Annotated in this window: 16 protein-coding genes; 5 read left to right on the top strand and 11 right to left on the bottom strand. The window is 45.7% G+C overall.

All coding sequences use genetic code 11. The features are described from left to right. Nucleotides 1–76: 76 nt before the first annotated feature. Nucleotides 77–775 carry a DUF445 domain-containing protein gene (locus Q0389_RS03685; protein ID WP_298691738.1) on the bottom strand — a complete coding sequence of 233 codons (699 nt, stop codon included), beginning with the start codon at nucleotides 773–775 and terminating at the stop codon, nucleotides 77–79. Nucleotides 776–849: 74 nt separating this feature from the next. Here Q0389_RS03685 and Q0389_RS03690 point away from each other — a divergent pair, with 74 nt between their 5' ends. Genes Q0389_RS03690 through Q0389_RS03710 form a run of 5 tightly spaced genes read left to right on the top strand, consistent with a single transcriptional unit; the run spans nucleotide 850 to nucleotide 3,052 of the window. Continuing rightward, complete coding sequence (locus Q0389_RS03690) at nucleotides 850–1,338, top strand: hypothetical protein (protein WP_298691740.1); 489 nt, start codon at nucleotides 850–852, stop codon at nucleotides 1,336–1,338. Continuing rightward, nucleotides 1,338–1,766: a hypothetical protein gene (locus Q0389_RS03695; protein ID WP_298691742.1), complete on the top strand. Its 429-nt coding sequence runs from the start codon at nucleotides 1,338–1,340 to the stop codon at nucleotides 1,764–1,766. The genes Q0389_RS03690 and Q0389_RS03695 overlap by 1 nt, the downstream gene beginning before the upstream one ends. A gap of 45 nt (nucleotides 1,767–1,811) precedes the next feature. After that, nucleotides 1,812–2,231: a nucleotidyltransferase substrate binding protein gene (locus Q0389_RS03700; RefSeq protein ID WP_298691744.1), complete on the top strand. Its 420-nt coding sequence runs from the start codon at nucleotides 1,812–1,814 to the stop codon at nucleotides 2,229–2,231. Beyond that, nucleotides 2,224–2,514: a nucleotidyltransferase family protein gene (locus tag Q0389_RS03705; protein WP_298691746.1), complete on the top strand. Its 291-nt coding sequence runs from the start codon at nucleotides 2,224–2,226 to the stop codon at nucleotides 2,512–2,514. The genes Q0389_RS03700 and Q0389_RS03705 overlap by 8 nt, the downstream gene beginning before the upstream one ends. Nucleotides 2,515–2,542: 28 nt before the next feature. Beyond that, entirely contained in the window at nucleotides 2,543–3,052 is a 510-nt protein-coding gene (locus tag Q0389_RS03710; protein WP_298691748.1) for a hypothetical protein, read from the top strand. Between the two features lie 10 nt (nucleotides 3,053–3,062). Here the strand turns inward: Q0389_RS03710 and Q0389_RS03715 are convergent, their stop codons facing one another. The 10 genes from Q0389_RS03715 to Q0389_RS03760 all read right to left on the bottom strand — a co-directional run bounded on the left by Q0389_RS03715 (nucleotide 3,063) and on the right by Q0389_RS03760 (nucleotide 14,075). Continuing rightward, a complete protein-coding gene (locus tag Q0389_RS03715; RefSeq protein WP_298691750.1) occupies nucleotides 3,063–4,367 on the bottom strand; it encodes an aminopeptidase P N-terminal domain-containing protein in 1,305 nt (434 codons plus the stop codon). A 29-nt stretch (nucleotides 4,368–4,396) separates the two neighbouring features. After that, nucleotides 4,397–4,891, bottom strand: coding sequence for a chemotaxis protein CheW (locus tag Q0389_RS03720; RefSeq protein ID WP_298691752.1), 495 nt, complete (start codon nucleotides 4,889–4,891; stop codon nucleotides 4,397–4,399). 2 nt (nucleotides 4,892–4,893) lie between these two features. Next, nucleotides 4,894–7,410 carry a chemotaxis protein CheW gene (locus tag Q0389_RS03725; RefSeq protein ID WP_298691754.1) on the bottom strand — a complete coding sequence of 839 codons (2,517 nt, stop codon included), beginning with the start codon at nucleotides 7,408–7,410 and terminating at the stop codon, nucleotides 4,894–4,896. A gap of 10 nt (nucleotides 7,411–7,420) precedes the next feature. Beyond that, nucleotides 7,421–8,365, bottom strand: a complete 945-nt coding sequence (locus Q0389_RS03730; protein ID WP_298691756.1) for a chemotaxis protein — start codon at nucleotides 8,363–8,365, stop codon at nucleotides 7,421–7,423. Beyond that, nucleotides 8,362–9,108, bottom strand: coding sequence for a metallophosphoesterase (locus tag Q0389_RS03735; RefSeq protein WP_298691758.1), 747 nt, complete (start codon nucleotides 9,106–9,108; stop codon nucleotides 8,362–8,364). The genes Q0389_RS03730 and Q0389_RS03735 overlap by 4 nt, the downstream gene beginning before the upstream one ends. Next, nucleotides 9,098–10,111, bottom strand: coding sequence for an N-acetyl-gamma-glutamyl-phosphate reductase (gene argC, locus Q0389_RS03740; RefSeq protein ID WP_298691760.1), 1,014 nt, complete (start codon nucleotides 10,109–10,111; stop codon nucleotides 9,098–9,100). Before argC ends, Q0389_RS03735 begins: the two co-directional genes overlap by 11 nt. After that, nucleotides 10,098–10,595: a transcription elongation factor GreA gene (gene greA / locus Q0389_RS03745; RefSeq protein ID WP_298691762.1), complete on the bottom strand. Its 498-nt coding sequence runs from the start codon at nucleotides 10,593–10,595 to the stop codon at nucleotides 10,098–10,100. The genes argC and greA overlap by 14 nt, the downstream gene beginning before the upstream one ends. 49 nt (nucleotides 10,596–10,644) lie before the next feature. Next, complete coding sequence (locus Q0389_RS03750) at nucleotides 10,645–12,402, bottom strand: GGDEF domain-containing protein (protein WP_298691764.1); 1,758 nt, start codon at nucleotides 12,400–12,402, stop codon at nucleotides 10,645–10,647. 66 nt (nucleotides 12,403–12,468) lie between these two features. Beyond that, entirely contained in the window at nucleotides 12,469–13,560 is a 1,092-nt protein-coding gene (locus Q0389_RS03755; protein WP_298691766.1) for a methyl-accepting chemotaxis protein, read from the bottom strand. 167 nt (nucleotides 13,561–13,727) lie between these two features. Further along, the gene (locus Q0389_RS03760; protein WP_298691768.1) at nucleotides 13,728–14,075 is read right to left on the bottom strand and encodes a hypothetical protein; all 348 of its coding nucleotides are present in this window, start codon (nucleotides 14,073–14,075) and stop codon (nucleotides 13,728–13,730) included. Between the last annotated feature and the right edge of the window lie 6 nt (nucleotides 14,076–14,081).

Genomic DNA, 14,081 nt, shown 5'->3' on the forward strand with positions numbered 1-14,081 from the left:
AAAATTCTCCTAAATTGAGTTACAAGAATTATAATACTTTGAGTCTATTAATGTCAAGTCTTTTAAGTTAAATCTCTCATAGGAGCAATGAAGAGATGAGCCCTATCGCTCCGCCGAAGATCCCTCCCCATACGACAAGCCATCCCAAATGTTCTTCGATCAGGGTATGTATCATCTCTTTTACCATCACCGGAGTCAGTTCTGCCAAACGTGCCGTAACGATTGAATCGATGTTGTCCGTCATTGCCCCGCTTCCCTCATGCAAGTGGGTATTGAGCGCATTCATGAAAGATTCGCTTTGCGAAATCTCAATCGTAGAGGCTTTTATTTTTTCCAAAAACGGCTCTTTAAGTTTGGCAATCAGCGCTTCGCCGCCGAACATACCGATCATCCCCCCCATCGGAGACTCCATGACGCTTTTTAAGAGTGCGTCATACGCAGGGGTAAAATCGGTTTCTTCGATAATCGGAGTCAAATCGATCTTTTTCTCCTGGGATTGGATAAAACTTTCGATTTTTTCAGGAGTAAAAAACTGCTCCATGATGAGACTTTTCAGTGCTTCTCGAATCGATTCAAACCGATCGAGAATAATTCCCGAACCGTAAAGAAACGGTACTTTCTCAAACAGCATATGAATTGCCAGCTGGTTTGTCACCGCTCCGGAGAGGGCAAACAATCCCGCACTGCGAAGCGCTGAAGAACCCATTCCTTCCACTGCATACGATGCCCCTACCAATCCGACAGCGATTGCATTGGTTACCCATCCTTTATCCATCTAAACATCTCCTTTTGTTAATACGTGTATTATACAAAAAAGGTTACAGTTACACCCAAAAACAAAGAGGTAGTATGCAATTGCACAGCATGGAGACACTACTAAAGCAGGAGAATTCCGAAGCTATTTTAGGAGCGATATCTTCCACTTTGGAGCGAAGTGACGAAGCACCGTTCTGGCGTCAGAAAAGTCTGCCGCTTTGCGAAGCTATTTTGAGTATTCTCCTTCCTCTGCGAGAACAAAACCTATTGTTTGATCCCGAGGGAAATTCCCACGAAGTATTAACCCCTAAACTGTTTTTACGCTGGTGTGATCTCCTCAGCCTAAAAACGCTTGCTTTTATACTCACTGCCAGCAATAAAGAGGGTAAACTGGTCCGCACCAAACTCGTATCCGAACGTTGCAATACCTATCAGCCGATCGATCTGGAAATACTGGGAACCTATCTCAGCGGATACAGCGTCAATCTGATCGACGAATGGATCGATTTTCCGATTACCAACTATAATCTCCATATCGGGATGACATCCCTACTCACTAGAATTCTCGAAGGAAACATCTAATGCAGGAAATGCAACCGCTCAAAGTACACAGTTACTTATCCCAAAGTGAAATTCAAAAACTGCTCGAGGGAGTGGAATTTATCATCATGGCAGCGCCATCCTTGATGGCACCGCCGGAACATCCGCTCCATTTTACGATCTTTTTAAATACATCCGATCCGATTCCCGAAGAGATCAAACCGCTTATTCTGGAGAAATTTTGTAAAGAACATGCGATCAACGCAACCAGCCATCTGCTCAGCAACGTCGAACGGGTCGCCTTTGCCCTGACATCACAAGAGACACCGATGCCCCGCCATCTCATCGATCCTGCCGAAGCCAATACGATTCCGTGGGTTCCCATGCACATCATCGATTTTTTAGGCGATTCGAGCGGATTCAAAGAGGCCAAAGACGGCCTTAGCGGGTGGAGTTATAGCTATAATTAAGTGGCTTCACCTTAAAATCATTCTAGCAGATTTTCAAGGAAACCGATGGCACTCGTCCTCACCAATTTTTTAAAAGCAATCGAAGCACTGGAGCGTTCTCTCCAAGCCGATGAAGATGCTAAAGAGTTAAACCTTTCCAATGATATACGCGAAAGTATCCGCGCAGGGGTGATCCAAAATTTCGAAGTGTGCTATGAGCAATCATGGAAAATGATGAAACGGTGGATTGAAACACATATAGGCAGTGCATATGTCGATGGTGTTACGCGACGAGAGCTCTTTCGTGTCGCCGCTGAAAATCGCCTTATCACCGATGTCGAACTGTGGATGAGATTTCACTCCTCTCGAAACGAAACCTCTCATACCTATGACCAAGCGACCGCCAGCGAAGTTTTCGCCGATGCCAAACCTTTTTTAATCGAAGTCAAAACACTCTTCGATGCCATCCAATCACGCAATGATTGATCTCTCAACCGAAAACCTCACCCTACTCAAAAAGATTATCTCCGAGTATATCCCAGAGTGTGAAATACGCGTTTTCGGCTCACGAGTAAATGGAACGGCAAAACCCTACTCGGACATCGATATCGCTCTCAAATGTGGCTCACCAATTGATCGACGAACGATGAGCCGTCTCAAAGAAGCGTTGCAAGAATCAACCCTGCCTATACGGATCGATATACTCGACTGGAATAGTATTTCGGAGGAATTTAGAGGGGTGATTGAAGAGGGGTATGAGGTTATCTAATATCAATTAAAAAATAATGGAGTAAAGAATGATATGGAGTAAAATCAATTTTGGTAAAAATAATAAAGTCCAAAATAAGACACTTCCACAAATTTTATTTATTGATCCTGATTGGTTTTTTTATCAATATAAACTTAAAAATGGTTATTTAAAAAGAACTTATGGAGAAGAAGCTGATTTTGTTTATCAAAGAGCCCGAAATATTAAACCAAAAGATGGCTGTTATGTAAAATATTTTTTACATTGTGACAATACTTCATATGGGTTTAGTTTTATTAATAAGAATGAAGCTGAAGAAAAATACTCAGAATATATAGAAACGGGTTTATTTGATAAAGACTATTATACTTTAGAGTCGGACTATTTTACGATATTAAAAAGAATTGATTTAAACTTTCCACGATCATTAAAAGATTATGATAAAAAATCTAATAGAATATTTATCAATGAGCTTAAAAATTATATTTTTAATGGTGCTAAAGTTACCGAAAAAAAAGCTATCGACTTTTTTGAAAATGATATAAATTTTTTACTATAAATTTACACAATTAATTTCGGTACATCCCCTCTATCTCCTCCACACTCTTGGCAATCATCGCCGATAAATTCTCATATCCGTTTTCTGTGACGAGGATATTATCTTCTATGCGGATACCGATTCCCCGATATTTCTCAGGAACAGACTCATCATCAGCGCGAAAATAAAGCCCCGGCTCGATCGTCATTACCATCCCCGGGACGAATACCAACGATTCTCCCGATTCATCGACATACGGACACGGATCATGGACATCCAGTCCCATCCAGTGGCCTATTCCGTGTGGAGCGTATTTTTTATGTTCTTTGGCTTCCATCAGCGCCTCACGTTTACCGTTCAATATCCCCAAGTCGATCAGTGCATCGCATAAAAGCTCTTCACTGTATTTTTGAAGCCAGTCGCGTTTGACACCGGGTTTGATCGCATCGATCACACGCAGCTGGACATCTAAAACTTTTTCATATACTTCACGTTGCGCAGCGCTGAATTTTCCGTTTACCGGAAACGTGCGGGTAATATCGCTTGCATAAAGTTCCCACTCACATGCTGCATCGATCAGGACTAAATCACCCTCATGAAGCTCGTCACGGTTATCGACGTAATGGAGTGTATTAGCGTTATTACCGCCGGCTACAATTGCACCGTAGGCTTCATTCATCGCACCGCTGTTTAAAAAAACATAGCTCATATGTGCCTGAAGCTGATACTCCCTCATCCCTGCACGGCTTTCACGCATCGCGGCATGATGTGCTTCCGCAGTGATCGAGATCGCATGACGGATCGTCTCTATCTCATCTTCGGATTTAATGAGACGCAGCGTGCGGATCATATACGTCACATCGCGGATCGAGCGGATGTGCCGTTTGATACCCCGCGTACTGTGGAGCGACTGTGCAGCGTTTTTAGCTTCGACCAATCGCTCGGAATCACTGTATAAATCGATATAGAGACTGATATGCTCTCGCAAAATTTCTTTGATCCGCTCCGCGTATTCGACAGTCGCATGCACTTCATCGACGCTAAAGCGCTCCCGTGCCCCTTCTACCCCCAAACGGGCACCGTTCCATAGAGCATGTTCGGCATTGTACGCTTCGACAAAGAGGATTGTTTTCGTCGATTCGGGTGTTTTGATCAAGACCAGAACAGAATTGTCTTCATTAAAGCCGCTTAAATAATAAAAATCGCTGTTTTGGCGGTATGAATATTCGGTATCGTTAGAACGGGTTTGCGGAGGTGCGGAGGTGATGATCGCCACTCCTTCGTCCATTATGTCGAGGAGTCGGGTGCGGCGATGTAAAAAGTGTGTTTCATTCATGGCGTTATTGTGCCATAAATGCTATTTAATTAAAAATTTCGTTCGAGCAGTTTTCCAACTTTTAAGATTGTAATAATCCGATCGGCTTGTTTGCCGACACCGTCGATCATACTCTCTTCTTCGGAAATCGTATCGGGTGCCGGACCGACGTCTTTTTTCGGAAGACGTATCGCTTCGGTAAGACGATCGATCACAAATCCTGCGACATCATCGCCGTTTTTCATGACGATAAAACGGGTCTCTTCGGTGTGTTTGATCATCTCAAGGCCGAAGCGTGAACGCAAATCGATCAACGGGATAACCGAACCGCGCAGGTTGAAAACACCCAAAATGTAATTCGGGGTCTGTGGTACGCGGGTCCATGAGATCGGTTTAATGATCTCTTGAATGCTCAAAATGGGTACCGAAAACTCTTCGTCCCCCACGATGAAACCGACGAGTTGAATCACTTCGTCGATTTTCGTATCTTCTCCTGAGAGGGTTTTATGCTGTTTGTTGATAATTTGTTGAAGTTTTTCACTCATTGTTATAGCCCCTCATTAAACTTGATGTTACGTTTGACAACATTCATCAAATACTCCGGAGAGTATGGTTTGGTGATATATTCGATCATTCCCGACTCGACACCGCGCATACGGTCGGCTTTACCGGTACGTGACGTGACGGCAATCAGCGGAAGATTTTTGTATTTGTTGTATTTTTTGATCTCAGCCGCAAGGGTATAACCGTCCATACGCGGCATCTCGATATCGATCAACATGCCGTCGAAAAGGTGATCGCCTTGTTTGAGGATATTCAATGCCTCGACTCCGTCCGTCGCCTCTACCAGAGTTATCCCCATCGGTTCAAGCGATTTACGCATAATCGTGCGGTCGGTTTTAGAGTCGTCGACGATCATGACACAATAGTCGCTCGGTGACGTTTTGGCACCGCCGCGCCCTTTTCCGTCTGCACTCTCTTGTCCTACCGTCGATTTAACCGATTTTGCCATCTGCATTAGGGCTGCAACGTCAACGATCAACGTAACACCTCCATCGCCGCGGATTGTTGCACCGGCGATTCCGTCGATCCCTTTGAGATATTCGCCGAGCGATTTGATAACGATCTCTTCTTGACCGACCAACGAATCGACGATAAGCCCGATTTTACTCTCAGCAAGCCCGAGTACGACGACATACGCATGTTCGCTGTTGTCGAATACGCGTTCAACCTCGAAAATATCGCCGATGTGGACGAGAGAGAGGACTTCATCACGCAAACGCATAACTGATCGGCTCTCAACCGTATAAATTTCGTCCTTGCTTATACGGACTGTTTCCAGTACCGAAGCAAGCGGAATAGCATAATATTCTTCCTGTACTCCGACAAGCAACGCTTGGATAATCGCAAGGGTAAGCGGAATTTTGAGCTTCATCGAAGTCCCTTGTCCCACTTCCGAATCGATATCGATCATTCCGTTTAGTTTTTCGATATTGGTTTTAACAACATCCATTCCGACACCGCGTCCCGAAACGCTGGTGACCTGTGCCGCGGTAGAGAAGCCCGGACGGAAAATAAGGCCGAATGCCTCTTTCTCGGTCATCGAATCGGCTTCTTTCTCGGTAATAATCCCTTTTTCAACCGATTTGCGTTTAAGCATATCGGCATCGAGTCCCTTACCGTCATCGATAATCTGAATGACAATATGGTTACCTTCATGGTATGCTTTGAGCTGAACCGTTCCGGTCTCTTCTTTTCCGGACGCCAAACGCACTTCCGGCGTTTCGACACCGTGGTCACATGAGTTACGGATAATGTGTACCAACGGATCCCCGATCTCTTCGACGATCGATTTATCCAACTCGGTATCTTCCCCCGTAATTTCCAACTCGATTTTTTTGTTCAACTCCCGTGAAAGGTCACGGATCATACGCGGGAATTTGTTAAATACTTTTCCGATCGGAAGCATACGGGTTTTCATAACCGCGATTTGCAAATCAGTGGTGACCAAAGAGACGATCGATACGACTTGGTTAAGCTCTTCGAGGAAAGCTTCCCCTTCGTAGCGCTCTTCGACATCGTCGTTGATTTTGATCAGACGGTTTTTCCCGAGTACCAATTCCCCGATAAGGTTCATAAGGTGATCGAGGCGTTTGACATCGACGCGGATCGTCTGCTCGACTGCGGCCGCACCGCGGGCTCCGTCTCCCTCTTCTTTCGCTTCGCTGCGACGCGCTACCGGAGCGGCTGCCGGTTTTGGCTGAGGGGCCGCTTCTGCTTGCGGAGCAGGTGTCGGCGTAACCGGCACGACCGCCGCTGCAGGAGCCGCCGGCGCAGGAGTCTCCTCCGCAGACGATTTATTTGCCCGTTTTGCGGCATCTTCAGCCTGGCGTTTGGCTAAAAGGCGTTCGATCTCCGCTTCCACCTCGGCATCGCTCATCCCCTCATAGTTCGGCTCATCTTCCTCAGATGCTGAGGAAGTCTGAGGTTTTGCATTGGCACGTTTAGCCGCATCTTCAGCCTGACGTTTGGCTAAAAGACGTTCAATCTCCGCTTCCACCTCGGCATCGCTCATCCCTGAGTAATCCGGTTCATCCTCTTCGACAGATGATGTGACCGGAGCCACCGGTTCGGGTTGCGGTGCCGGTTCTGCGACAGGGGCGGCATTTTCCATCGGTTTGCCGTTCGCAACGGCATCCAAACGGGCAACACAACCTGCGACATCCAGTCCGCCATCTTCACCGCTGTCGCGTATTCGCACCAGCAATGCTTTCATTAAGTCGATCGATTCGAGGATAACGTCCATGACGTTCGCGTCAATAACCAAATCCCCGTGGCGTGCCATATTAAGCAAATTTTCCATATGGTGAGTCAAATGAGTCAAAACGTCAAAGTTCAAAAATGAACTTGCGCCTTTGATCGTATGGGCTACCCGGAAAATACGGTTGAGCAAATCCAAGTCGTCGGGCCGTGATTCCAGCTCGACAAGATCTTGGTCAAGCTGCTCGATCAGTTCAAACGATTCAACCAGGAAATCTTGTAATATCTCTTGAAATTCATCCATTCCGCTACCCCTATTGAATATGAGCACGTACGACACGTGCTACTTCATCGTAAAATAAATTTGAATCGAATTTGACCAAATAGGCCTCTCCACCCGCTTCTTTTCCGCGGATTTCACTGAAATGGTCACTGATAGACGAGTTAAAAACGATCGGTATCATTCTAAAGCGATCGTCATCTTTGACATTTGCGGCAAAATGAAATCCGTCCATCAGCGGCATTTCGATATCTGAAGCGATAAGTCGAAGTCTGGAGGGAAGATCACTGCCGTATTTTTGGTACAGATCTTCGAGAATTTTAAGTCCCTGCTCCCCGTCGGTCCCTTCGATAACGTCAAAGCCCATCTGTTCCAGCGCTTCTTTAATAATGCGTCGCGCCGTCGCGCTGTCATCTAAAAGGAGGACTAAACCGCTGAATTGGTATTTTCCCTCTTCCAGTTTACCGCTGGAAGGTTGAAAGAGCCCCAATTCCTGAACGACCCCTTCCAAATCGAGAATCAATAATACCGTGTCGTCTTCGATTCGCGTAACACCGGTGATTTTCGAACCGTCCATTCCCCCCTGTGCCGAGACAAAAGAGGCAGGCTCGATATCTTTCCAGTTGATGCGGCGGATACGTTTGGCTTCATGAACGACAAACCCGATCAGAATATTGTTAAACTCGGTAATAATCACCCGTGCTTCTCTCGCCATCTCTTCGGGGGCATCCACTCCCATCCATTTGGCCAAATTGACAACGGGAATGACAACGCCGCGCAAATCGAAGATTCCCTCGATAAACGGAGGAACGCCCGGAAGCTCGGTCAATTTCGGAAAACGGATGATTTCGCGCACTTTAGCGACATTGACCCCGTAAATCCCCTCGTATATCGCATCGCCTTCACGTTTAAATATACGAAAATCGACCAATTCCATCTCGTTCGTGCCGACTTTTAATATGTCTCCATGTCCCTTCATAGGGGCTCCTTACGAAAAACTGCTTCACGCAATAATGGCTGATTTGGGATTGATTGTACACTAAAGTATCTTTCATTGCAAGCAAAAGCACCGACATTGATATAGTCGTTTCCTTCTATCTCAAATTCGCGATTCTGATGGAAATGCCCTTCAATATAGATATCGATTCCGTCGCGTTTCATCGTATTAAAACGGCTTCGAGTCATGTCTTCGAATCCTTCGATCGTCCGGCAATGGTGTTTTCTTTTCATCTCTTTTTCCAGCCATCGGACAATGAACCCATCTCCGAGGTCATCGATTCTGCGAAGTATCCCTAACACGAAAGGACTTCGGATCAAAGCCGTATAGAGTTCATACCCCCATCCCATAACCGTATCTCCATGTGAAAGCGAGACTTTTTTATCACCATACGTCAATATCAAAGGCTGATCTTCTCTGCGGATTATATGAATGTCGGGGAAAATATCTCCAAGAAGAAAGTCGTGATTCCCCTCGAGATAGATAATTTCTAACCGTTTGGCAAGACGATTTAAGAGCTCGATCCCTTCCGTGTTGTAGCCGTAAGTACGACGGATAGGGCCATAAAGCATATCGAAGACGTCCCCCATCAAAATAAGCTGAGGCGTTTGAACCTCTCCTCGCTCTAGCGCCTGTAAAAAGTCGATGAAAGAGGTGCGCCACGGAGCGCAGTGGGCGTCTGTAATCAGTATCGCGCCCGGAAGCAGAGAAGAGTTACGGGACATACGCTATTTTCGGTATGCCCAATGTTTCATCCAACCCCATCATGATATTGGCATTGACCATCGCCTGCGAGCTCGCTCCGCGCATCAGATTATCGATTGCACACATCGCAACCAAAGCATTGCCGTGACGGGCGGCATAAACATCGGCAAAATTGGTCCCGGACGTCATTTTCGTATGCGGCGGAGCTTTACGAACCCGGACAAACGGCTTAGACGTATAAAAGCTTTCCATCTCTAAAAGCGGATCGCATTCGGATTTCAGTGTCGCATAGACGCATGCGAGCATCCCCCGCGTCATCGGTACGAGGGAGGGGATAAAAGTCACTTTCACGTCGCCGCCGCAAAACGACGATGCATGCTGCTCGATCTCAGTGGCATGTCGATGCTTAATGATGTTATAACAGTTGATATTGTCGTTGACGCTGACATAATGAACCGTAGCCGAAGGCGATTTACCCGCTCCCGATACCCCGGTTTTCGAATCGATGAAAATCGGAGCGTTTAGATCGATTTTATCCAAAAACGGTGCCAAAGCCATCAGCGATGCCGTAACGTGACATCCCGGATTTGCAATGAGACGCGCTCCTTCGGCTACTTTACCGTGAAGTTCGGGAATCGAATAGACCGCATGTGCCAAATTTTCTATATCTTCGTGTTCGCAATAGAATGCTTCATAATTGGTTTGATTCAACCGATAATCGGCAGAGAGATCGACAACCCGCACGTTACGTTCCAGCAACCCTTTGGCCGTATTCATCGCCGCTTTATGCGGAAGAGCCAAAAAGACCAACGTACATAACGATGCCGCACGATCCAAATCCACCTTTTCAACCGCCAGATCGCATACTCCTGCCAATGCGGGATGCAATTCGCCTAAGGTAGTAGCCCCTTCCGTGTTCGCACAATACGTCAGCTGGAAAATAGGATGTTCAATCACCATTTTGACGAGTTCAAGACCCGTATATCCGCTGATTCCGATGATTCCGACATTAATGGCTTTCAAAAACGATCTCCTGATATTTCACCGACAACACTTCGAACGATTTTTCGCCGCCGGGAAGACGTGCTTTAAAATCATCCCCCTCTTCCCGTCCGAGCAGCTGTTTGGCCAGTGGAGAGTTAAACGAAATCAATCCGCGATCCGGATTGCTCTCGCATCCTCCGACGATAGTGTAAGTCACCTCATCATCCGTATCCAAATCGCACAATACGACCGTAGAACCGAAACTGACACGGGCATGTTCAAGTTCACTCGGGTCGACAATCTGCGCACGTGAAATGATATCTCCGAGCTCCGCGATACGAGTACCGATAAACGCCTGCTTTTCGCGTGCGGCATGGTATTCGGAGTTTTCTTTGAGATCGCCGTATTCTTTGGCGCGTTCGATCTCTGCATTTACGGCAGGCAAATCGACGTTTTTTAAGGTATTTAGCTCATCAGACAATCGCTGAAAGCCGTATTTGGTCATCGGTTCTTTTTGTTCCACTGTTCTCTCCGGAGAAATAATAATGAGACATTATACCAAAGGTATCGGCTCAATTTCCGATGATACTCAAATGGTTCGGAGACTTTTTAGCCGTTTTCTTCTCGATTGCGAAAGTCCGCTGCAATTGCTCTGCCGATCGGATCGACGAATCAGCCCCCATCCGAATCACCACCGAACTGACCCCGAGAAGTTTAAATTCACGCTGATTGCCTTCACGGTCTTCGGCTACGATACATCCGCGTTCACGGTCTTTGGGCTCATAAAAATCGCGAACCTCGTACTCAAATGCGGCGATCAGCTTTTCAATCTCACGACACACTCTCTCGAAAGTACAGCTTTCGTTTAGATTTACCCCTAAGAAAAAATCATCGCCTCCGATATGCCCTTTAAAATATTCAGGAGAGAGTTTTTTATGCATCAAATCGGTAAACAGCAAAATAACTCTATCCCCGTTGCGGAATCCGTAATAATCGTTGTAGGGCTTGAAATGGTCAAAATCAAAATAAGCCACTACCGAATCGGTGTTATGTTCGATCGTATGGGCGATGTATTCATTGATTCTGAAATTTCCCGGCAATCGGGTCAGCGGATTTTCATCCCGTGCACGGATCAGATTACGTTCATGGATCACTTCGATCATTTCGCGCGCACTGAGATAGCCGATATAACGGGAAGATTCGACGACAATAACGCCGGGCGCGGTATGCGATAGAGAGAAGAGTTCGATAATCGTTTCCAGACGCATGGTTAAATCGACGATCGGAATCGACTCGATGTAAGTATCCAATACCGAAAAGTTGGAGGATTGGTTTTGAATCAACGACCGCCCAAACGGTGAATAAACCACCGACTTTAGCCGATGTTCATGAATAATTCCCAGCGGCCGATACGAAGCATCGACAACCGGAACCAAAAAAATCTTCTCATCTTGTTTGAGCAGATCCAGCAGCGATTCCATACTTTCCCCGATGACAATGGGACGAAGCGGTTCTAACCGTTTCAATATGATATTTTGATCGCTTTTTGAACGTTTATCCAATACGGAATCACTCATCACCTGCGTATATTTGCTCTGAATTTGCGTACAATCCAATGTCGGGCGTTGGATAAAATATCCCTGAACCATATGACAGCCGATCTCTTTGCACACCAACAGTTCCTGCTCTGTCTCTACCCCTTCGGCGATGACACGGCATCCCATCAACGTTGCCAGCTGAACCATGTTACGGGCAAGGAGCTTTTTTTTCGGATGGGTATCAATCGAGGCTAAAAAGAAACGGTCGATTTTAATGATATTGGGAACACAGTGATAGAGCAGTTTGTAGCCGGATTGTCCTATTCCGAAATCGTCGATAGCGATGCAAAACCCTTCTTCCGAATAATGTTGCATCAAATCGGTAAAATGGTCGAAATTGACGATTTCATTGTGCTCTGAAAGTTCAAATACGATCGCTTTGGAATCCAATCCGTAACGTCTTAGCAAACGCGAAGTGTTCCCTTTTGAAAAATCGAGCATCTCTAAAACGCGGTTATCCACGTTATAAAAAAGCTTCAGCTCCTTATACTCCTCAATCATGCAAAACTTTTCGAGAACTTTTTCCCGCAAACGCAGATCGAACGTATAAAGGATATTCTCTTCGTAGAGACGGTCGAAAAACGATTCGATCGTTTCAAAGCCCAATGTATCGGTTCCGCGCAGCAATGCTTCGACACCGAAAATCGCTCCGGAATGGATGTCAATAATCGGTTGAAAAGCAATGTCGAGTATTTCGAGAAAATGGTGATATAAGGGGTGTAAAGGTTCCATGTCAGGAGTATAAAACTCCTGTGTCACAGCAAGATTACAAAACGCGCTCTTGTGCGAAATCCGGATCTATTTTCGGTAACGCTTAAAGACCTCGTAAAGCTCTTCGAACGCGGTCTCGCTCGATTTCTCGACATCTTTCATCCGTTCCAAGGCACCTTTATAGTCTTTTTTGTTCACCCATAGCTCAATTGCTTCTTTGACCCCTTGGTGAACATTGGCATGATGTTTATGCAGCGAAGACAAAAATGCCGTCTCTTTTTTGATAACTTCCTGATTGACACCGAACCATTTCCCGAATCGGCACTCGTTTTCGGTTTGCAGTGTCGGAATACCGCCGTTGATGAAGGAGTTGTAACCGGTCAATTTGAAAAGAATATGATCGGCTTTTCCGTTTCCGATACCGATCTCGCGCGTGATGTTTTCAGTGATGTTCGAGATCGCATCCGAATTTCGGATAACATTGTCCAACTCATCGAAAAAGAGGTTTAATGTGTTGGAAATACTCTCTCCGTTTTCCCGGAATTTTTGGGTCATATCCAAAATTTCGACCGAGTTTTGTTTCAGTTGCGAAATATTAATCTCGACTTCCTGCGTCGCTTTTTGGGTTCGTTCGGCAAGTTTTCGTACTTCATCGGCAACGACGGCGAATCCTCTGCCGTGTTCGCCGGCACGTGCCGCTTCGATGGCGGCATTTAATGCCAGAAGATTGGTTTGATCGCTGATGTCTTTGATCAAACTGATGATAGCGCCGATCGAACCGACGCTGTTGTTTAACGAGTTTGCGCCGTTTTCGAGACTTGTCGCCTCTTCTGAAATCGAATCGACACTGGTAATTACATTGTCACGTTTCGATTTGACCGCATCGATGCTCGCCGCCGAGCTGATGTTCATCGTCGTCGCGTGCTCCAATGCCTCGACGTTAGACTGCATGATCCCCTGAACGAATCCGACACCGCTTTTATAAGAAAGAAGCACCGTATCAAGTACATCGTTTTTGATTTTCAATAATACGGCGTCCTCTTTATGCTCGTCGATCTCTTGGCGCGCTTTGTAGAGTTCTGCATTTAAAGCTTCGATCTGCGACTTAAGGTCTCTGTTTTCAGCCTCTATTTTGGAGACTTTTTCTTCCAACGTTTTATCATTACCGAATAAACCCATGTAGCGCTTCCTTCATAAATTTCTTGGGCAATTGTAACGAAGAAAACGGCAAATCGGGCATAGATATTTACATCTTTTTAAAACTTGCGGACAGAGCGGGGTTTCAGAGTATTTTTATCTCCGAGGAGATCGGTTTTAATTGCTGGAGAGACAGCTTAAACTTGACATTATCGTATCTGTCCGAACCATAAATAAGAGATCATAAAAACGACTAAAAAACCTAAAACAGGCAAATAACGGTATATTCGGGTTAATCCCAGCAGAGGTTTGCCGTTCACAAATATTCCTAATTGAATCGCCGTTATCATGAGAGACGCCATAACGGCAAAAAGAACTAACAACGGCAAAAACACGACGCTTTTTTCATACATGAAGCCATATACCAACAAACTGACGATTGCGGCACCGACGACAAAATACTGCACTAAAACCGCCGAGGAGAGTCTCTCCTCTTTTTTTTGAACGCGGGCGATTTTAAAATAGAGAGATGCGATAAAAAGGGCAAAATAAAACATACCGGA

Source organism: uncultured Sulfuricurvum sp., assembly GCF_937936435.1.
Classification (GTDB): domain Bacteria; phylum Campylobacterota; class Campylobacteria; order Campylobacterales; family Sulfurimonadaceae; genus Sulfuricurvum.